The organism is Bradyrhizobium sp. cir1, from assembly GCF_014198245.1.
In the GTDB taxonomy this organism is placed as follows: domain Bacteria; phylum Pseudomonadota; class Alphaproteobacteria; order Rhizobiales; family Xanthobacteraceae; genus Bradyrhizobium.
In genome coordinates this window covers 59,411-79,018 of the sequence record NZ_JACIHE010000021.1, presented here as the reverse complement: position 1 = coordinate 79,018, position 19,608 = coordinate 59,411, and the positions used below count along the sequence as shown (strand labels likewise).

Below are 19,608 nucleotides of genomic sequence, written 5' to 3'. Positions count from 1 at the left end.
GGTTCTTGATCACCCGGTTCTCAGTAGGTCCTTGCGCCTTGCGGCACGGGCGCCCGGACGGAATTGTTGATCACGACCGTTCCCAGCACGAAATCGTGCAGCAGGCGCCGGCGGCCGTTGAACAGGCCGACCAGCACCACGAAGGGCGACAGGAACGACACCGTCACCCAGAACAGCACGGCATGGGTGGCGCCGAGCACGAAATAGCCGGGCGCGCCGTACCAGGTGCGCAGCTCCAGATCCATGACCCGCATGCCGATCGTCGCCGAGGACGGACCGCCGATGCAGGCGCCGTAATAGACGATGGCCCAGATCACGGAGGCCGGCCAGGCCAGCCAGAACAGCGCCCAGCCGATGCCGAGCGTGACCACGCCGAACAGCGCGATGAAGATGTAGCCGAGGATCACCGGCACCGAGATTACGACCATGTCGATCAGGAAGGCGAACACCCGCCGCGTCGCGACGCCCCGGAACAGTTCCGGGTGGAGATAGGGATCATACGCGTGCGGTTGCACGGCGCCGTCGTTGCGCCAGGCGCCTGAATTACCCGAGTCGTACGACATGGTCCGTTCTCCCAGCGAAGCCCCATCGCAGGACATGGGAACAGGCCATCCCCGTGCCAAGGGCGCGCGGGCGGTAGCAAGCCGAAATATTCCGGCGATTCGGGGGCGGAGGGTTGGTGGCGAGGGCCGCATTGGCGCAACAAACATCACTGTCGTCCCGACGCAGGCCGGGACCCATAACCACAGGGAGGAGTTTGGCCAGTTGATCCCTCGGCGGGACTCACACCGCGCGCTATCGATAGATCACGCGGTATGGATCCCGGCCTGCGCCGGGACGACGTTGGAGAGGCAGTGTGCGCCTACCCTTGGCTGCGCAGCTTCTCCGCCGCCCTCGGCGCAAAATAGCTCAGCACGCCGTCGGCGCCGGCGCGCTTGAAGGCGAGCAGGCTTTCCATCATCGCACGTTCGCCGTCGAGCCAGCCATTGTTGGCCGCCGCCGCGATCATCGCGTATTCGCCGGAGACCTGGTAGGCGAAGGTCGGCATCGCAAAGGTGTCCTTCACGCGGCGGACGACGTCGAGATAGGGCATGCCGGGCTTCACCATCACCATGTCGGCGCCCTCGGCGATGTCGAGCTCGACCTCGCGCAGCGCTTCATCGGTGTTGGCGCTGTCCATCTGGTAGGTGCGCTTGTCGCCGGTGAGCGTCTTGGCCGAGCCGATCGCGTCGCGGAACGGGCCGTAGAAGGCGGAGGCGTATTTGGCCGCATAGGCCATGATCTGCACGTCGAGCAGACCGGCGCGGTCCAGTCCCTCGCGGATCGCGGCGACGCGGCCGTCCATCATGTCAGAGGGGGCGATGATGTCGCAGCCGGCTTCGGCCTGCACCAAGGCCTGGCGCACCAGCACCGCAACCGTCTCGTCGTTGAGGATCTTGCCGTCGGAGATCAGGCCGTCATGGCCGTGGCTGGTGAAGGGATCGAGCGCGACGTCGCAGAGGATGCCTATGTCCGGAAACTCCTTCTTGATCGCGCGCACCGCCTGGCAGACCAGGTTGTTCGGATTGGTGGCTTCCGAGCCCTCTTCGTCGCGCAAGGAGGGATCGGTGTAGGGAAACAGCGCGAGACAGGGGATGGTCAGCTTCATCGCGCGCTCGGCCTCGCGCACCGCCTGGTCGACGCTGAGCCGGTCGACGCCCGGCATCGAGGCGACCTGCTCACGCTTGTTGTTGCCGTCGATCAGGAACAGCGGCCAGATCAGATCGTCGGTGGTGAGGACGTTCTCGCGCACCATCCGCCGGGCCCATTCGGCCTTGCGGTTGCGGCGCGGGCGGACGGTCAGATCGAGGGCAGGGGAGGCTGCTCCGCCATCCCGGCGCGACACCTCGCGCAATTCGATCGGACGTCCGTATTTGATCGCCATCATTCTTCCTCCGGCTGGAATTATTCTTATACCAGCTCGCATGGTTCCCGTCACCGCGGCTTGACCTGCCGCAAGGGATGGCAGCCGATTGATTTTGTGGGCCGAAGCAGCCAGAAGGGGCCTATGTCCGAGATCTCCACCCGCGATGCGGCCCGTGACGGCGCCGGTGCCAGGGACGCTGCCCGAGACAATGCCAGAGAGAGCGCACTCTCGGTGGCGGCGATCTCGTCGGAGCGGCCTGAGTCCGACGACAATGTCTGGACGCGGCGGCTCGTGCTGTTCCTGCGGGTGATGGCGCTGCTCTCGATCCTCAAGGGCCTCTATCACTGGGCGCAGGTGACCGGCTTCGTCGGCGGCGAGGACGAGGCGTTCGAGAACCAGGCGATGGCCTGGCAGGCCGCGACCGTCTACTTCGCCGTGATCGAACTCGTCGCCGCCGTCGGCCTCTGGCTGGCCACGCCCTGGGGCGCGGTGGTGTGGCTGACCACCGTGGTGTCGATGGCGGTGATCGAGCTGATGTTCCCGGGAATCTACGGCGGCAGCCTGGTCGTGGTCGGCGTCGAGGTCTTCATGCTCGCCGCCTATCTGGCGCTCGCCTGGATGGCCGCGCGCGAACGGCCGCCGTAGCGCGACGTCTTCGCCGATATCGAAGATACTTTCGTGCCCCGGACGCAATGCAGCACGCCCCTGGCGATGCGAAGCATCGTCCAGTCAGGCGTGATGCGTTGCAGAGCCGGGGCCCATCTCTCCGCTCTCCGCGATCTCGTTTGCGGCTTTCTTGGGTCCCGGCTCTGCGATGCATCGCTGCGCGCTGCATCTTGTCCGGGACACGAGAGTGTTGCGATTGGTTGACCGTTGGTTGCCTCAAATTTGCGGTAAGTTTTCATTGACCAGTCTGTTCCGCCACAGCTGTTACGCGCCCGTTTCGAAACGGGGCGGGGCTGTTCTGGAATGCGACAGTTGCGGCGGACGGAGGGTGAACAGGACCTTGCGAAGGTCAACAGACGGTTGCGAAAAGTCCTTGTGGGACAGGCTTAATCCGCAATTCACTGTCTTAAATTCATGATCTCTTTATTCTCTTATTTAAGCCGATCTTCAAACGAGCCCCTTAAGTTGCACCTATCGGACGGGACACAAGTTTCGTCGAATAAGTGTCGATAAAAACGACAACAGGGGAAGTGTCATGATGAAAGCCGTCGCAACTGCGGCAGATACCGCAGAGCGCGTCTCCGGCCAGCAGGGTTCGGTGCAGTCGCTCTATCTGGAAGCTCTGACTCTGGTGGAGCGGCTGCATCGCCGGCTCCTCGACGTCATCAAGGACGAGTTCGATCGCCGCGGTCGCGCCGACATCAACTCGGTGCAGGCGCTGCTGCTCTACAACATTGGCGACAAGGAGCTGACCGCCGGCGAGCTGCGCACGCGCGGCTACTATCTCGGCTCCAACGTCTCCTACAATCTGAAGAAGCTCGTCGAGCTCGGCTTCCTCGATCATCAGCGCTCGCGCGTTGATCGCCGCTCGGTGCGCATCCGCCTGACCCCGCAGGGCCAGGAAGTCCGCCGCATCGTCGACGCGCTCTACCAGAAGCACGTCAAGACGGTCGAGCAGGTCGGCGGCATCTCGGGCGAGGAGTTCTCCACGCTCAACAAGTCGCTGCACCGTCTCGAGCGGTTCTGGACCGACCAGATCCTGTACCGCCTCTGAGTTCCAAGGGATCAAGGCCAAGCCGGCCCGACAACAAGACCGGCAAGCCTCCCGAACGTGCCTGACTTCCCCCAAACGCATCGGCCCGGAGTTGCCCCCGGACCGGTGCGTTTTGCCATTTTGCAGTGCGAAAAAATGTCCGATCGGGGCGGAACCAGGTCCCGGCGTCGCCGTTAATCCTCTGGATCGGAGGATGCAATGGCGGGCGGGCGCGGATTGCAGGCTATGAACGTCGAACTCGTGAGCGATGCCTATGCCATCGCCGCGAACTATCTCCGCCGCTCCGGCGCAATCCCCGACACGCTCGTCACCGACGAACGCCTGCTCGAGATCATCATCAAGCTGCTCCAGCACGGCGAATTCAACAAGATCAGGCTCGCCAACAAGGCGATCACGTGGTTCGAGACGCAATCCGAGGTCCGCGCGGTTGCCTGATCAAAATTCCCGCAATTCGGAAGAACTAGAGGGTGCAATGGAAGCTGCCATCGACCGAATCATGCAGACCTATGACCTGCTCGCCAACCGCACCGCGGCGGCCAGCGAGGAGGCACGGGAGAAGGTGACGACCTACATCAATACGTTGATGGAGGCGGGCGAGAGGGACCCGCACAGGTTGACGGTCTGCGGCCTGACCTATTTGCGCCAGCTCGACGGCAGCGTGGACCCCGTGAAGGCCGGCTATACCGGGCTGTGAGAGGGAGCCGACCACTCTCGCCCCAGGGGCCCCTGGCTCTTTAAGGTCCAAAACGGCCTCTTCCGGGAGAATTGGAGCGGGAGCGGTTCCAGAGAACCGCCCCGCCGCTCAAACCCCCGATCCCCACCATATCTTGCATAAATATCAGGCCCGACCCGCAAATGCTTGGCCGGGGGCGGGCGATGTGGTAGATCGCGCGTGCTTCCGATCGCCACACCAGACCCGCCCGTAGCCCGCCAAAAGGCTGCGGCGGTGGAGATATTCGCAAGATGACCCTCGCAAAAACCGCCTCCGCGCCCGATTCGTTTTTCACCGCCTCGCTCGAGCAGGCCGACCCGGACATCGCCGCCGCCATCAGGGGCGAGCTCGGCCGGCAGCGCCATGAGGTCGAGCTGATCGCCTCCGAGAACATCGTCAGCCGGGCCGTGCTGGAAGCGCAGGGTTCGGTGATGACCAACAAGTACGCCGAGGGTTATCCGGGCGCGCGCTATTACGGCGGTTGTGAGTGGGTCGACGTCGCCGAGAATCTCGCGATCGATCGCGCCAAGAAGCTGTTCGGCGCCAATTTCGCCAACGTGCAGCCGAACTCCGGCAGCCAGATGAACCAGGCGGTGTTTCTGGCGCTGCTCCAGCCCGGCGACACCTTCATGGGCCTGGACCTTGCGGCCGGTGGCCATCTCACCCACGGCTCGCCCGTCAACATGAGCGGCAAGTGGTTCAAGGCCGCGCACTACACCGTGCGCCGCGAGGACCAGATCATCGACATGGACGCGGTCCAGAAGCAGGCTGAAGAGGTCAAGCCGAAGCTGATCGTGGCCGGCGGCTCGGCCTATTCGCGCGCCTGGGACTTCAAGCGTTTCCGCGAGATCGCCGACAGCGTCGGCGCGTACCTCCTGGTCGACATGGCGCATTTCGCCGGTCTGGTCGCCGGTGGCGTGCATGCTTCGCCGGTGCCGTATGCGCATGTCACCACGACCACGACGCACAAATCGCTGCGCGGTCCGCGCGGCGGCCTGATCCTCACCAATGACGAGACGCTTGCCAAGAAGCTCAACTCGGCGATCTTCCCGGGTCTGCAGGGCGGCCCGTTGATGCACGTGATCGCGGCGAAGGCCGTTGCCTTCGGCGAGGCGCTGCGGCCGGACTTCAAGGTCTATGCCAAGAACGTCGTTGAGAACGCCAAGGCGCTGGCCGAGGCGATGAAGAGCCACGGCTTCGATATTGTCTCCGGCGGCACCGATAACCATCTGATGCTGGTCGATCTCCGGCCGAAGGGCCTGAAGGGCAACGTCTCGGAGAAGGCGCTGGTCCGTGCGGCCATCACCTGCAACAAGAACGGCATTCCGTTCGACCCCGAAAAACCCTTCGTCACCTCGGGCCTGCGTCTCGGCACTCCCGCCGCGACCACCCGCGGCTTTGGCGTTGCCGAATTCCAGCAGGTCGGCGGCATGATCGCCGAGGTTCTCAACGCGATCGCGCAGTCCGACGACGGCAAGGCGCCGCTGGTGGAAGCCGCGATCAAGGAACGGGTCAAGGCGCTCACCGACCGGTTCCCGATCTATCAGTAAGGCCAAGGCAAACGGATGCGCTGCCCGAACTGCAACAGTCTCGATACGCAGGTAAAGGACTCGCGTCCGACCGAGGACTCTTCCGTGATCCGCAGGCGGCGCGTGTGCGTCGCCTGCAATTTCCGCTTCACCACCTTCGAGCGCGTCCAGTTGCGCGAGCTCACCGTCATCAAGCGCAACGGCCGCCGCGTGCCGTTCGATCGCGACAAGCTGATGCGCTCGGTGCAGATCTCACTTCGCAAGCGGCAGGTCGAGCCGGAGCGGGTCGAAAAGATGGTCTCCACCATCGTGCGCGAGCTCGAGACCGGCGGCGAGGCCGAAATCTCGTCCGAGGTGATCGGCGAGACCGTGATGGAGCATCTGCGCACGCTCGACGACGTCGCCTATGTGCGCTTCGCCTCGGTCTACCGCAATTTCCGCGAGGCCAAGGATTTCGCCGACGTGCTCGGCGAGCTCTCCGGTGAGGAGGAAGCGCGGCTCGCCGCGATCCGCAAATGATCTTCCGCATCCTGGAGGATCAGTTCGCGCAGAAGGCCCGCGAGGCCAAGGACGCCGACCGCCGCTTCATGGAGCTTGCGCTTTCGCTGGGTAGGCGCGGGCAGGGGCGCACCTGGCCCAACCCGGCCGTGGGCGCCGTGATCGTCAAGGATGGCCTCATCGTTGGCCGCGGCTGGACGCAAGCGGGCGGGCGCCCGCATGGCGAGCCCGAAGCGCTGCGGCGCGCGGGCGATGCGGCGCGGGGCGCCACGCTCTACGTCACGCTCGAGCCGTGCTCGCATTTCGGCAAGTCGCCGCCCTGCGCCGATGCGGTGATTGCCGCCGGCATCAAGCGCGTGGTGGCGGCGATCGAGGATCCCAATCCGGAAGTGGCGGGCCAGGGCCATGCGCGCTTGCGCGCCGCCGGCATCAATGTGGATGTCGGTCTTTGCGCGGCAGAGGCCGCGTTCGACCACGCCGGCCATTTTCGCCGCATCCGTGACAAGCGGCCGCATGCAATCCTGAAGCTCGCAGTCTCGCCCGACGGCAAGATCGGCGGAGCCGGCGGCAAGCCAGTCGCGATCACGGGGGAGGCGGCACGCAATCGCGTGCATCTGCTCCGCGCACAGAGCGACGCCATCCTCGTTGGCATCGGCACGGTGCTGGCGGACGATCCGATGCTGACCTGCCGTCTGCCGGGCATGGCGGCGCGCTCGCCGGTGCGCGTGGTGCTCGATCGGAGCCTGCGTGTTCCGACCTCGAGCCAGCTCGTTCGCTCCGCGCGCGAGACGCCGCTCTGGGTGATCGCCTCCGAGCTCGCGGAAGCGGCCGCCGCGACGCGCCTTGGCGCGGCTGGTGCGCAAATCATGCGCATGCCGCCGGGCAGTGCATCCGGGCTCGATCTGCCGGCCGTGCTGCATGCGCTGGCGGAGAAAGGTATCACGCGGCTGATGGTCGAGGGCGGCAGCCGCGTTGCCGCTTCGTTCGTCGCGGCCGATCTCGTCGACGAGATCTGGCTGTTCCGCGGGGCGGAAGCGGTCGGCGAGGGCGGCGTCGATGCGCTCGATGCATTGCCCCTGTCGAAAATCACGCAGTCGCAGGCCTACAAGGTTCATGCTAGCGAGACATTCGACCACGATACTCTCACCATCTACGAGCGCGCCTAACATGTTCACCGGCATTGTCACCGATATCGGCGAGATCGTCAGCTTCACGCCGACGGCGCAGGGCCAGCTGCATCGGCTGCGCATCGCCTGCAGCTACGACCAGACCACCATCGCCGACGGCGCCTCGATCGCCTGCAACGGCGTTTGCCTGACGGTGGTTGCTTCCGGCGTCGCAGGCGGCAAAACCTGGTTCGATGTCGATACCGCGGCCGAGACGCTGGCGCTGACGACGGCAAAGCACTGGAAGGTGGGGACGAAGCTCAACCTCGAGCGCGCGCTGAAGATCGGCGACGAGCTCGGCGGGCATATTGTTGCCGGCCATGCCGATGGCATTGCAACCATTGTCAGCCGCGAAGATTTGCCCGACATGGCGCGGTTCGTGCTCTCGACGACGCGGGAGCTGGCGCGGTTCATCGCCACCAAGGGCTCGATCACGCTCGACGGCGTCTCGCTGACGATCAATACGGTTGCAGACGTGACCTTTTCGGTGCTGATCATCCCGCACACGCTGACGGTCACGACGATCGGCGGCTGGAAGGCGGGCGCCGAGGTCAATATCGAGGTCGATCTGATGGCCCGCTACGCGGCGCGGCTGACGGAAATGAAGTGACCGGCGATGCCGTCATTCCGGGATGGTCCGCAGGACCAGACCACAGGTGCGCAATTGCGCACCGGGGAATCTCGAGATTCCGGGTTCGATGCTGCGCATCGCCCCGGAATGACAGTTTCTAACTTGGCTTACGGACCTGCGGCGACTACATAGCGCCGACCCCTTTCGAAACGGATTGAACGATGGCAGACGCGCGGCGCGCACCCCTGAAGGACCAGACCGACATTTCCGGCGCACGGGCGCTGATTGTCGAGGCGCGGTTCTATGACGATCTCCAGGACGCGCTTCTCGACGGCGCGGTGACTGAACTGAAGGCGGCCGGTCTGACGCATGACGTCATCACGGTTCCCGGTGCGCTGGAAATCCCGGCGGCGGTGGCCATCGCGGTCGATGCCGCAGCGGCGAACGGCAAACCCTATGACGCGGTGATCGCGCTTGGCTGCGTGATCCGCGGCGACACCATCCATTTCGAGATCGTCTCGCAGGAATCCTCGCGCGCGCTGATGGATCTCGCCGTGGCGCGAAAGCTGCCGCTCGGCAATGGTATCCTCACCGTCAACACCGAGGCGCAGGCCTGGGCGAGGGCGCGCGCCAGCGAGCTCAACAAGGGCGGCGACGCCGCGCGCGCGGCGCTTGCGATGCTGCGTATCAAACGCCGCCTGGCGCGGGCCTGAAGCCATGGCCGACAACACCAAGAAGCCGGCGGGGCTTAACGAGAAGAAGGCGAACCGGCGCGGTGCGGCGCGGCTCGCGGCCGTCCAGGCGCTGTACCAGATGGACATTGCCGGCGCCGGCATCAACGACATCTTCGCCGAGTTCGAGAGCCACTGGCTCGGCAACGAGGTCGAGGGCGACACCTATCTGCCGGCGGAAGCCGCCTTCTTCCGCGACGTCGTCTCCGGCGTCGTGCGCGACCAGAAGAAGCTCGATCCTCTGATCGACGAGGCGCTGTCGAAGGGCTGGCCGTTGAAGCGGATCGAGGCGATCCTGCGCGCGGTGCTGCGGGCAGGCGCCTATGAGCTCCAGCACCGCAAGGACGTGCCGGGCCGCGTCGTCGTCTCCGAATATGTCGACGTCGCCAATGCCTTCGTCGATCGCGAGGAGACCGGCATGGTCAACGCCGTGCTCGACCAGATCGGCCGCCAGTTTCGTGGCGACGAGTTCGGGCGAGGGTAGGACGGGACGCAGGGCGGTGAATTGATGCGATGCTGCTGCCCCATACTCCGGTGTCATGCCCCGCGAAGGCGGGGCATCCAGTACGCCGCGGCCCATCGATATGTCACGAACGTCGCTGGAATACTGGATCGCCCGGTCGAGCCGGGCGATGACAGTGGATGGTGGGGCTGACTCTGATGGCAGACCCGTACAATCCCTCCGCCGAAGACGCTCTCATCGCGCGCTATTTCAAGCCGCTGGCGACCGATCCCGGTGCGCTCGGGCTGGTCGACGACGCCGCGATCCTGTCCTCATCCGGCGACGATATCGTCGTGACCACCGATGCCGTGGTCGAGGGCGTGCATTATCTTGCCACGGATCCTCCGGACACCATCGCACGCAAGGCGCTGCGGGTGAATCTGTCCGATCTCGCCGCCAAGGGCGCCGTGCCGGCCGGCTTCGTGCTGACGCTGGCGTTGCGCAGCAAGGAAGACTCCTGGCTCCGGCCGTTTGCGGACGCGCTCGGCGAGGATGCGAAAACGTTCGCCTGTCCGCTGCTTGGCGGCGACACGGTCTCGACCCCGGGACCGCAGATGATCTCGATCACCGCCTTCGGCCGCGTGCCGAAGGGACGGATGGTCGGCCGCACCGGCGCTAGGGCCGGCGACCGCATCCTGGTGACGGGCACGATCGGCGATGCCGCGCTCGGTCTCGACGTGCTCACTGGTGGCGCCGCGGCTGCGGCGCTGGCGTCGGATGCTGCTGCAAGGGATGCCCTGGTCTCACGTTATCGCGTGCCGCAGCCGCGCAATGTGCTGGCCCGGGCCGTGCGCGACCATGCGTCGGCCGCGATGGACGTCTCCGATGGCCTTGCTGGCGATCTGACCAAACTCTGTGCGGCGTCTGGCGTCTCGGCCACGATCGATGTGGTGAGCGTGCCGCTTTCGGCGACTGCAGCAAGCCTCGTCGCCCGCAACGTTGTTTGCGTTGAGACGCTGCTGGCCGGAGGCGACGATTACGAGGTCCTGTGCACTGTTCCGCCGGCGCAAAGCGATGCGCTGATCGCAGCCGGTCGGGCGGCGGGCGTTTCCGTCGCCGCGATCGGCACGATCGTCGCGGGCCGGGAGCGCCCACGCTTCCTGGACGGGCAGGGGCGAGAGCTGACCTTGAAGCGGCTGTCCTACAGCCACTTCTAAAGCGCGATGAGATTTCGATGAATCGTCATCGCGCTTTAGGTTGTTGTTTGCGCATGATCTTTCCGGAAAACCGCTTCGCACTTTTCCGAATCATGCTTTAGGAATCGCTCCAAACCGGCATCTTAGTTCTCGGGACCGGCCTAAATACCTGCCGAGATCGGTCTTTTCGGCCTCATCCGGCGTTGCACCCTCAATTTGATTTTGGCAAGCTTGTGACCGACTGGAGCCGCCCCTTCGGGAAAGGGGCGGCTTTGTTCAAAATCAAGGCGCCGCACCGCACGACGGACAACAAAAGGCGCCGGGGGTACATCAAGGATCTGAGGCAAAAATCACATGACAGCATTATGGTTGATAGTGCTCTGCGGAGTGCTTTCCGTCGTCTACGCGATTTGGGCGACGTCTTCGGTGTTGGGCGCGGATGCGGGGTCGCCGCGCATGCAGGAGATCGCAGCTGCGGTGCGCGAAGGCGCACAGGCCTATCTCCGGCGCCAATACACCACGATCGGTATCGTCGGCATCGTCATCTTCGTGCTGCTTGCCTATTTCCTCGGCCTCTATGTTGCGATCGGTTTTGCCATCGGCGCCGTCCTGTCCGGCGCCGCAGGCTTCATCGGCATGAACGTCTCGGTCCGTGCCAATGTGCGCACCGCCCAGGCTGCGACGACGTCGCTGGCTGGCGGCCTCGAGCTCGCCTTCAAGGCGGGCGCCATCACCGGGCTTCTGGTGGCGGGTCTCGCGCTGCTCGGCGTGACCCTCTATTTCGGCTTCCTGGTCCACTCGCTGAAGCTCGCGCCCGATAGCCGCACCGTGGTCGACGCCATGGTGGCGCTCGGCTTCGGCGCCTCGCTGATCTCGATCTTCGCCCGTCTTGGCGGCGGCATCTTCACCAAGGGTGCGGACGTCGGCGGTGACCTCGTCGGCAAGGTCGAGGCCGGCATCCCCGAGGACGATCCGCGCAACCCCGCGACCATCGCCGATAATGTCGGCGACAATGTCGGTGACTGCGCCGGCATGGCCGCGGACCTGTTCGAGACCTATGCGGTGACCGCGGTCGCCACCATGGTGCTGGCGGCGATCTTCTTCGCCAAGACGCCGATCCTCGCCAACATGATGACGCTGCCGCTCGCGATCGGCGGCATCTGCATCATCACCTCGATCATCGGCACCTTCTTCGTCAAGCTCGGGCCGAGCCAGTCGATCATGGGGGCGCTCTACAAGGGCCTGATCGCAACCGGCATCCTGTCACTGATCGGCATCGCCGGCGTGATCTACGCCCTGATCGGCTTCGGCAAGCTCGACGGCGTCAACTACACCGGCATGGCGCTGTTCGAGTGCGGCGTGGTCGGTCTCGTCGTCACCGCGCTGATCATCTGGATCACCGAATACTACACCGGAACCGACTATCGTCCGGTGAAGTCGATCGCCCAGGCCTCGGTGACCGGTCACGGCACCAATGTGATCCAGGGCCTTGCCGTCTCGATGGAGGCGACCGCGCTGCCCGCGATCGTGATCATCGCCGGCATCCTGATCACCTACAGCCTGGCCGGCCTGTTCGGCATCGCGATCGCGACCGCCACCATGCTGGCGCTGGCCGGCATGGTCGTCGCGCTCGACGCTTTCGGTCCGGTAACGGACAACGCCGGCGGCATTGCCGAAATGGCGGGCCTGCCGAAGGAGGTGCGCAAGTCGACCGACGCGCTGGACGCGGTCGGCAACACCACCAAGGCGGTGACCAAGGGCTACGCGATCGGCTCTGCCGGTCTCGGCGCCCTCGTGCTGTTCGCCGCCTACAACGAAGACCTTAAGTTCTTCGTCGCGAACAAGACCCCGTACTTCGTCGGCGTCGCTCCGGACTTCTCGCTCAACAACCCTTACGTCGTCGTCGGCCTGCTGTTCGGCGGCCTGCTGCCGTATCTGTTCGGCGCGATGGGCATGACCGCGGTGGGCCGTGCGGCCGGCGCGATCGTCGAGGAGGTCCGGCGCCAGTTCCGCGAGAAGCCGGGCATCATGCAGGGCACCGACAAGCCTGATTACGGCAAGGCGGTGGACCTGCTCACAAAGGCGGCGATCAAGGAGATGATCATCCCCTCGCTGCTGCCGGTGCTGTCGCCGATCGTCGTGTACTTTCTGATCTACGCGATCGCGGGCGGCGGCGCGGCCGGCAAGTCGGCGGCATTCTCTGCCGTCGGCGCGATGCTGCTCGGCGTCATCGTGACGGGCCTGTTCGTCGCGATCTCCATGACGTCGGGTGGCGGCGCCTGGGACAACGCCAAGAAGTACATCGAGGACGGCCATTTCGGCGGCAAGGGCAGTGATGCCCACAAGTCCGCCGTCACCGGTGACACTGTCGGCGATCCCTACAAGGACACGGCGGGCCCCGCGGTGAACCCGATGATCAAGATCACCAACATCGTGGCCCTGCTGCTGCTGGCGATCCTGGCGCACTGAGCGGCGACGACGAGACAAGACAAAACCCCGCGGCGCGAGCCGCGGGGTTTTTGTTTGATGGGTTGTATGTTCTCACTCGTCATTGCGAGGAGCTCTTGCGACGAAGCAATCCAGTGTCTTTCCGTGGAGGCAGTCTGGATTGCTTCGCTGCGCTCGCAATGACGAAGGAGGCAGTAGTGTTCAGTTGAACGCCTACTGCACATCCATCTGCAGCCCTTCCTTCTGGATGATGCCGGCGAACTTTTTCGTCTCGGCGTCCACGAAGGCGGCGAACTGCTGCGGGGTGCCGTAATCGGCGCGGGCGCCCATGGCGGCGATCTGCTTCTTGATGTCGTCGCGCTCCAGCATCGCCTTCACCTGGAGATTGAGCGCCTCGAGGACGGGGGCAGGCACCCCCTTCGGCAGGAACACCGCGAACCATGACGATATGTCGAAATTAGCCAGCTCCGGCGCGCTCTCGCGCATGGTCGGCAGGTTCGGCGCGAGGTCGCTGCGCTCGGTCGTGGTGACGCAGAGACCGTTGAGCGTGCCGTTCTGCACCTGCGGCAGGCTCGGATAGAGATTGTCGAACAGGATCTGGATGTCGCCGGCGAGCGCGGCCTGGAGCGCGGGCCCTGCGCCGCGGAACGGGATGTGCGTCATCTTCAGCCCGGTCAGCTGGAGAAACCAGGCGCCGGTGAGGTGAGGGCTCTGGCCGACGCCGGAGGAGGCGTAGCTGAGCTTGTCCGGATTGGCCTTCAGGTACGCGATCAGCTCGGCGACCGACTTGATGCCGGTCTTCGGATGGGCCGACACGATATTCGGGATCCGGATCATGTTGGAGACCGGCTGGAGCTGGTCCGGCTTGTAGGTCAGGTTCTTGAAGATGCTGTAGGCGATCGCGTTCGGACCGGGGTTGCCGACCAGGATGGTGTGACCATCGGGCTTGGCGCGGACCACCTCGGCGGTGCCGATCGTGCCGCCGCCGCCGGAGCGGTTCTCCACGACGGCCGACTGGCCCCAGGCAGTTTGCAGATGGGCGGCCAGCAGCCGGCCCATGACATCGGTCGAGCCGCCGGCCGCAGCCGGTACGACGAGGCGGACGTTCTCGGTGGGCTTCCAGTCCGCCAGGCTCGATCGCGGCAGGATCGCTGCGGCTGACAGGCCGGCAGCGCCGGCAAGCACGCGACGGCGGGACAACAAAGTTTTCTGAAGTTTCTCGGACACGAATCCACTCCCAGCTTCTTGTTTTGCTGGGAGCGTAGGGAACCCGTTGCGCAACGGCAAGTCGCGACCAGCGGCACGACGCCGCAGGCTGAAGGCTCAGTTAAAACTGAGCAGCTTGAAGATCGGCGCGAGGTAGCTCATCTCCTGGCCCGAGGTCGGCGTGGTGCGGCTGATGAAGTCGAAGATCTTGCCGTCCTGAAGGCCGTAATTCGCCAGCCGGCGCACGCGCCGGTTCTTGTCGAAATAGATCGCGATGACGCGCTGATCGACCACCTTCTGGTTCATGAAGGCGACCATGCGCTCCGAGCGCTGCGAGATGTAGTAGAAAACCTCACCATCGAGCGTCGCGACGGTAGAGGGCGTACCCATCACGATCAGCACCTGGTCCTGGCTCGCGCCGATCGGAATCTGCTCCAGCGCACCGGGCGGCAGGATGTAGCCCTTCTGGAATTGCTCGCCGGTGCAGCCCGCAAGCGCCACGCCGACCAAGGCCGCAGCAGCCGCCAGGCGCAACCCGCGCCAGCGTGCATGAAGGCCGCGCCGCTTGTCCGCGCGCAGGCCAGTCTGGTTCGTTATCGTCATAGCGGAACTGATTCCGTCCCCTTGCGTCGCGTGAGGCGCTGAAGTACCGGGCAGAGGCTCTGAATGCAACACGCGCGCGCCCGCTTGCGGAAACCACAATGCTTTGGCCGTTCAATCACTTCAGGAAACCCCGGCTAGCCCCGCCGGGCACCATTGAAGCCATCTATGGCATGATCGTGACGCAGGCGCGAGAACCCATATTTTACCGCGACTTGGGCGTGCCGGATACGGTTAACGGGCGTTTCGACCTGTTGCTGCTGCATCTGTGGCTGTTGCTGCGCCGCCTGCGCACGGTCCAGCGCGCCACGGAGCTGTCGCAGGCGCTGTTCGATCGCTTCTGCGAGGACATGGACGACAATCTGCGTGAGATGGGCGTGGGCGACCAGACCGTGCCGAAGCGGATGCGGGCCTTCGGCGAGGCCTTCTACGGCCGCGTCCAGGCTTATGACCAGGCCATGGACGGCGGCGACGAGGCGCTGGCGGCGGCGATCTGCAAGAATATCTTGAATGGCGCAGGTCCGGACCAGGCTCGGCAGCTCGCGGCCTATGCCAGGGCCACCGAGGCCGATCTCGGCCGGACCGGCGAGGCCGCACTGCTTGGTGCGTCCTTCAATTTTCCCCCGGCGTTCAGGGAGGGTGTCACGCCATGAGTCGACCCAGCAGCACATCCTCGCCCGATCCCTGGCGCGCGCCCGTCATCGTGGCGCAGATCCCCGACACCGGCCTGCATCGCGAGCTCGAGGCATCGGCTGCCGAGCGGCAGGCCATGGCGGAGCTCGCAGGCCTCCGGGAGATTCTGTCCGCTCACGCCAGCTTCGACGTCGTGCCGAAGAGCGGCGGCCGGATCCAGGTCACGGGGCAGATCCGCGCCCGGGTCGGCCAGACCTGCGTGGTCACGCTCGATCCGATCGAGAGCGAGATCGACGAGGAGGTGGACCTGACGTTCGCCCCCGAGGCCGAGGCGCGCCGGCTGGCCGACCTGATCGAGGAGGGGCAGGACAACGAGGGACCGCCGGAGGTCGTCGATCCGCCAGAGGCCATTATGAATGGCGTCATCGACCTCGGCCGGCTCGCCACCGATGCCCTGTTCCTGGCGATCGATCCCTATCCGCGCAAGGAGGGCGCCGTGTTCGAGGCGGAGGTCACCGCCCCCGATCCGGAGGATCACCCGTTCGCCGCCCTGAAGGCGCTTCAGGACAACAAAAAGGACCAGTAGCTGCCGATTCCCCGTAAGACCGCTTGTTACGGCGCTGGAGGCGTCTGTGGCAGTGGTTTGAAAGTTTGATTTATCTGTTTGATTTCTATATGTTTCCAGCCAATTCGCCGGCCCGCCACCGGATCGCCCGGAAAGCAAAAGGCTGGGGGCAAGAGGTTGTTTCGGGATAACAAAACGCTATTGTCGCGCCCCGGTCCGGGTGCGGCGTGGCGCTTGGCCGGTCGCCATGTCCAAGCATGGCGAACCCATTTGCGGCCCCGCTTGTTCAAGACCGCACCAGACCAGGTTTCCAGGACTTTCATGCCCAGCAAGGTTCGCATCGCGCTTGACGCCATGGGGGGCGACGACGGCGCCGCCGTGGTCATTCCGGGCGCCGCCATCTCGCTTGGCAGGCATCGCGACACCGAGTTCCTGCTGGTCGGGGACCGGGCCAAGATCGAGCCCGAGCTCGAGCGGCATCCCCAGCTCAAGGCCGCCTCGAAGATCATCCATACCGACGTCGCGGTCAGCATGCACGACAAGCCGAGCCAGGCGCTGCGGCGCGGCCGCAAGACCTCCTCGATGTGGCTGGCCATCGACGCGGTGAAGAAGGGCGAGGCCGATGTCGCGGTCTCCGCCGGCAATACCGGCGCGCTGATGGCGATGTCGCGCTTCCATCTGCGCACGCTGCCCGGCATCGACCGCCCGGCCATCTCCGCGATATGGCCGACCAAGCGCGGACAGTCCGTCGTGCTCGACCTCGGCGCCACCCTGGGCGGCGATGCGCACCATCTGGTGTCGCTGGCCGTCATGGGCGCAGCGATGGCGAGCGTGCTGTTCAACAAGAAACGGCCCACGGTCGGCCTCCTCAACATCGGGGCCGAGGAGATCAAGGGGCATGAGGAGATCCGCGAGGCCAGCGAGATCCTGCGCGCGCGGAACCTGCCGGAGCTCGATTATATCGGCTTCGTCGAGGGCGACGGCATCGGCAAGGGGCTGGCCGACGTGATCGTGACCGAGGGGTTCAGCGGGAATATCGCGCTCAAGACCGCCGAGGGAACCGCACGGCAGATGGCGGAACTGCTCAGGAACGAGCTGCAGCGGAGCTGGTTGTCCAAGCTCGGCTATCTCTTCGCCCGCAATGCCTTCCAGGCCCTGCGCGACAAGATGGACCCCAACAAGTCCAATGGCGGCGTGTTCCTGGGGCTGAAGGGTGTCGTGGTCAAGAGCCATGGCGGAATCAATGCCGAAGGCTTTGCCTACGCGATCGATGTTGGCTATGACATGGTCAAATTCGATCTCCTGAACAAGATCAATCAGATGCTCAACCGCGAGGGTGGTGCACTCAGTTCCGTGCAGCCTGCGCCGGAGGATGTTTCGTGACTCAGATTCGTTCGGTCGTGCTCGGCTGCGGCTCCTACCTGCCGGAGCAGGTGGTGACCAACGCCCAATTGGCGGCGCGTATCGACACCTCCGACGAGTGGATCGTCCAGCGCACCGGCATTCGCGAACGTCACATCGCGGCCGAGGGCGAGTTCACCTCGCACCTCGCCATCAAGGCGGCGCAGGCGGCGCTCAGCGACGCCGGTGTGGACGCACAGTCGATCGAGCTGATCGTGCTGGCGACCTCGACGCCGGACAACACGTTCCCTGCAACGGCGGTCGCCGTGCAGCACGCCCTCGGTATCAACCATGGCGCGGCCTTCGACCTTCAGGCGGTGTGCTCGGGCTTCGTGTTCGCGCTCGCCACTGCCGACAATTTCCTGCGCACCGGCGCCTACAAGCGCGCGCTGGTGATCGGCGCCGAGACCTTCTCGCGCATCCTCGACTGGAATGACCGCGGCACCTGCGTGCTGTTCGGCGACGGCGCCGGCGCATTGGTGCTGGAGGCGCAGGAGCAGCCGGGCAATGCCGCGACCGACCGCGGCGTCGTCACCACGCATCTGCGCTCCGACGGCCGCCACAAGGCCAAACTGTTCGTCGACGGCGGACCGTCCTCGACCCAGACCGTCGGCCATCTGCGCATGGAAGGCCGCGAAGTCTTCAAGCACGCGGTCGGCATGATCACCGATGTGATCGTCGATGCCTTCGAGGCGACCGGGCTCAATGCCGATGCTATCGACTGGTTCGTGCCGCACCAGGCCAACAAGCGAATCATCGACGCGTCCGCCCACAAGCTGCATATCGCGCCGGAGAAAGTGGTGCTGACGGTGGACCGTCACGGCAACACCTCTGCCGCTTCGATCCCGCTGGCGCTGGCGGTGGCGCGCAAGGACGGCCGCATCAAGAAGGGCGACCTGGTCCTCCTGGAAGCGATGGGCGGCGGTTTCACCTGGGGTTCCGCGCTGGTGCGCTGGTAGCGCCACAGTCGATAAAATTTTGCCGGAATCAGCGCGGATTATCGATGCGTCTGCATTGATGAGCGCTGTTGACCGCCGTATCGTAACCTCATAATTTCAGACAACAATTGTTCGCCGTGATGTGGGGCAGGGCGATGACCGATCAAAGTAAAACCGTAACGCGTGTCGATCTCTGCGAAGCCGTCTACCAGAAGGTGGGGCTGTCGCGGACGGAGTCGTCTGCGTTCGTGGAACTCGTGCTGAAGGAGATCACCGACTGCCTGGAGAAGGGCGAGACGGTGAAGCTGTCCTCGTTCGGTTCCTTCATGGTGCGCAAGAAGGGCCAGCGTATCGGCCGCAATCCGAAGACCGGCACCGAGGTGCCGATCTCGCCGCGCCGCGTCATGGTGTTCAAGCCGTCGGCCATCCTGAAGCAGCGGATCAACGCGCAGCACCGCACCAACGGCGACGGCAGCAAGGTTCAACCGGAGGCGTAAGCGCGCTCCAAGGGGATCAGGCATTTGGACAAGGCGCCGGATGCGTTCCGCACCATCAGCGAAGTAGCGCAGGAACTCGACATTCCGCAGCACGTGCTGCGGTTCTGGGAGACCCGCTTCTCCCAGATCAAGCCGATGAAGCGCAGCGGCGGCCGTCGCTATTACCGCCCCGACGACGTCGACCTGCTCAAGGGTATCCGCCGGCTGCTCTACGGGGAGGGCTACACCATCCGCGGGGTGCAGCGGATCCTGAAGGAGCACGGCGTCAAGTCGGTGCAGGGCCTCGCCGACGGCGCGGCCGCGGTCTCGTTCGGGGCCATCGAGGACGCCATCGGCGCGAGCCTGATCGAGCCCGACGACGAGGCCCCCATCAAGGGCACCACTGACGCCGACGATGACGATTACCAGGGCAATGAGGAGGAAGGCATCGACTTCCGCTTCACGGAGGTCGACGACGAGGAGATCCTCACCACCTTCCGCAAGGGCGGCGCCCCCGCCGCACCGGCCGGCCCCAGCGCGCTGGACCGGGAGCGATTGGGCCGGGCCCTCGCCGACCTCGTCGCCTGCCGGGAGATGCTGGACCAGGCGCTGAAGGACGGGTAGGGGCGGGCTGCGCATATGGGCCTATCCCGACCGTCCATTCACCCGACCGATGCTTTGAGAAAAATGGTCGGAGCGAGAGGATTTGAACCTCCGACCCCTAGTCTCCCAGACTAGTGCGCTAACCGGGCTGCGCCACGCTCCGAACGTCGTTCCATTAGCTAGGATCGGCGCGATGCGCAAGGCGAGGTCGCAGCATTTTGGCGTCCCCGCCCACAGCCCTGGAACTGCCCACGAAGGCAGCGAAAA

At 65.1% G+C, this 19,608-nt stretch carries 22 protein-coding genes and 1 tRNA gene; 18 read left to right on the top strand and 5 right to left on the bottom strand.

Annotated elements, in window-relative coordinates:
* Positions 1-20 precede the first annotated feature (20 nt).
* Both GGD63_RS31505 and hemB read right to left on the bottom strand, forming a co-directional pair.
* Positions 21-563 (bottom strand): RDD family protein, encoded by a 543-nt coding sequence (locus GGD63_RS31505; protein WP_026312241.1) that lies wholly within the window; start codon positions 561-563, stop codon positions 21-23.
* Between the two features lie 299 nt (positions 564-862).
* Positions 863-1,924, bottom strand: coding sequence for a porphobilinogen synthase (gene hemB / locus GGD63_RS31500; RefSeq protein ID WP_183247894.1), 1,062 nt, complete (start codon positions 1,922-1,924; stop codon positions 863-865).
* 123 nt (positions 1,925-2,047) lie between these two features.
* Between hemB and GGD63_RS31495 the strand changes: the two genes are divergently transcribed.
* From GGD63_RS31495 to GGD63_RS31440, 12 genes are all read left to right on the top strand, one after another.
* Complete coding sequence (locus GGD63_RS31495; protein ID WP_183247829.1) at positions 2,048-2,551, top strand: DUF6163 family protein; 504 nt, start codon at positions 2,048-2,050, stop codon at positions 2,549-2,551.
* 556 nt (positions 2,552-3,107) lie between these two features.
* Positions 3,108-3,626 carry a transcriptional regulator LdtR gene (gene ldtR / locus GGD63_RS31490; RefSeq protein ID WP_018320040.1) on the top strand — a complete coding sequence of 173 codons (519 nt, stop codon included), beginning with the start codon at positions 3,108-3,110 and terminating at the stop codon, positions 3,624-3,626.
* Between the two features lie 198 nt (positions 3,627-3,824).
* Positions 3,825-4,061 (top strand): hypothetical protein, encoded by a 237-nt coding sequence (locus GGD63_RS31485; RefSeq protein WP_183247827.1) that lies wholly within the window; start codon positions 3,825-3,827, stop codon positions 4,059-4,061.
* A gap of 37 nt (positions 4,062-4,098) precedes the next feature.
* Positions 4,099-4,320, top strand: coding sequence for a hypothetical protein (locus GGD63_RS31480; protein ID WP_183247825.1), 222 nt, complete (start codon positions 4,099-4,101; stop codon positions 4,318-4,320).
* A 269-nt stretch (positions 4,321-4,589) separates the two neighbouring features.
* Positions 4,590-5,888: a serine hydroxymethyltransferase gene (glyA, locus tag GGD63_RS31475; protein WP_183247824.1), complete on the top strand. Its 1,299-nt coding sequence runs from the start codon at positions 4,590-4,592 to the stop codon at positions 5,886-5,888.
* Between the two features lie 15 nt (positions 5,889-5,903).
* Complete coding sequence (gene nrdR / locus GGD63_RS31470) at positions 5,904-6,386, top strand: transcriptional regulator NrdR (RefSeq protein WP_011087793.1); 483 nt, start codon at positions 5,904-5,906, stop codon at positions 6,384-6,386.
* Positions 6,383-7,531 (top strand): bifunctional diaminohydroxyphosphoribosylaminopyrimidine deaminase/5-amino-6-(5-phosphoribosylamino)uracil reductase RibD, encoded by a 1,149-nt coding sequence (ribD, locus tag GGD63_RS31465; protein ID WP_183247822.1) that lies wholly within the window; start codon positions 6,383-6,385, stop codon positions 7,529-7,531. Before nrdR ends, ribD begins: the two co-directional genes overlap by 4 nt.
* A 1-nt stretch (position 7,532) precedes the next feature.
* Entirely contained in the window at positions 7,533-8,141 is a 609-nt protein-coding gene (locus GGD63_RS31460; RefSeq protein ID WP_183247820.1) for a riboflavin synthase, read from the top strand.
* Positions 8,142-8,323: 182 nt separating this feature from the next.
* The gene (gene ribH / locus GGD63_RS31455; protein ID WP_183247817.1) at positions 8,324-8,815 is read left to right on the top strand and encodes a 6,7-dimethyl-8-ribityllumazine synthase; all 492 of its coding nucleotides are present in this window, start codon (positions 8,324-8,326) and stop codon (positions 8,813-8,815) included.
* A gap of 4 nt (positions 8,816-8,819) precedes the next feature.
* Positions 8,820-9,317 (top strand): transcription antitermination factor NusB, encoded by a 498-nt coding sequence (nusB, locus tag GGD63_RS31450; protein WP_080136999.1) that lies wholly within the window; start codon positions 8,820-8,822, stop codon positions 9,315-9,317.
* A 176-nt stretch (positions 9,318-9,493) separates the two neighbouring features.
* Complete coding sequence (gene thiL / locus GGD63_RS31445) at positions 9,494-10,492, top strand: thiamine-phosphate kinase (RefSeq protein ID WP_183247816.1); 999 nt, start codon at positions 9,494-9,496, stop codon at positions 10,490-10,492.
* Between the two features lie 333 nt (positions 10,493-10,825).
* Positions 10,826-12,940 carry a sodium-translocating pyrophosphatase gene (locus GGD63_RS31440; RefSeq protein WP_183247814.1) on the top strand — a complete coding sequence of 705 codons (2,115 nt, stop codon included), beginning with the start codon at positions 10,826-10,828 and terminating at the stop codon, positions 12,938-12,940.
* Positions 12,941-13,132: 192 nt separating this feature from the next.
* Here the strand turns inward: GGD63_RS31440 and GGD63_RS31435 are convergent, their stop codons facing one another.
* Both GGD63_RS31435 and GGD63_RS31430 read right to left on the bottom strand, forming a co-directional pair.
* Complete coding sequence (locus tag GGD63_RS31435; protein ID WP_312013449.1) at positions 13,133-14,146, bottom strand: tripartite tricarboxylate transporter substrate binding protein; 1,014 nt, start codon at positions 14,144-14,146, stop codon at positions 13,133-13,135.
* Positions 14,147-14,242: 96 nt separating this feature from the next.
* Positions 14,243-14,728, bottom strand: a complete 486-nt coding sequence (locus GGD63_RS31430; protein WP_183247812.1) for an outer membrane protein assembly factor BamE — start codon at positions 14,726-14,728, stop codon at positions 14,243-14,245.
* Between the two features lie 98 nt (positions 14,729-14,826).
* Here GGD63_RS31430 and GGD63_RS31425 point away from each other — a divergent pair, with 98 nt between their 5' ends.
* The 6 genes from GGD63_RS31425 (at position 14,827) to GGD63_RS31400 (ending at position 19,362) form a co-directional block, all read left to right on the top strand.
* Positions 14,827-15,378, top strand: coding sequence for a ubiquinol-cytochrome C chaperone family protein (locus GGD63_RS31425; RefSeq protein ID WP_183247811.1), 552 nt, complete (start codon positions 14,827-14,829; stop codon positions 15,376-15,378).
* Positions 15,375-15,944 carry a DUF177 domain-containing protein gene (locus GGD63_RS31420; RefSeq protein ID WP_183247809.1) on the top strand — a complete coding sequence of 190 codons (570 nt, stop codon included), beginning with the start codon at positions 15,375-15,377 and terminating at the stop codon, positions 15,942-15,944. Before GGD63_RS31425 ends, GGD63_RS31420 begins: the two co-directional genes overlap by 4 nt.
* A 300-nt stretch (positions 15,945-16,244) precedes the next feature.
* Entirely contained in the window at positions 16,245-17,306 is a 1,062-nt protein-coding gene (plsX, locus tag GGD63_RS31415; RefSeq protein ID WP_183247808.1) for a phosphate acyltransferase PlsX, read from the top strand.
* Entirely contained in the window at positions 17,303-18,283 is a 981-nt protein-coding gene (locus GGD63_RS31410) for a beta-ketoacyl-ACP synthase III (RefSeq protein ID WP_183247806.1), read from the top strand. The genes plsX and GGD63_RS31410 overlap by 4 nt, the downstream gene beginning before the upstream one ends.
* 134 nt (positions 18,284-18,417) lie before the next feature.
* Complete coding sequence (locus GGD63_RS31405) at positions 18,418-18,759, top strand: integration host factor subunit alpha (protein WP_026311906.1); 342 nt, start codon at positions 18,418-18,420, stop codon at positions 18,757-18,759.
* A 24-nt stretch (positions 18,760-18,783) separates the two neighbouring features.
* Positions 18,784-19,362 carry a MerR family transcriptional regulator gene (locus tag GGD63_RS31400; protein WP_183247803.1) on the top strand — a complete coding sequence of 193 codons (579 nt, stop codon included), beginning with the start codon at positions 18,784-18,786 and terminating at the stop codon, positions 19,360-19,362.
* A 64-nt stretch (positions 19,363-19,426) separates the two neighbouring features.
* Here GGD63_RS31400 and GGD63_RS31395 read toward each other — a convergent pair.
* Positions 19,427-19,504: transfer RNA gene (locus tag GGD63_RS31395), tRNA-Pro, on the bottom strand.
* Between the last annotated feature and the right edge of the window lie 104 nt (positions 19,505-19,608).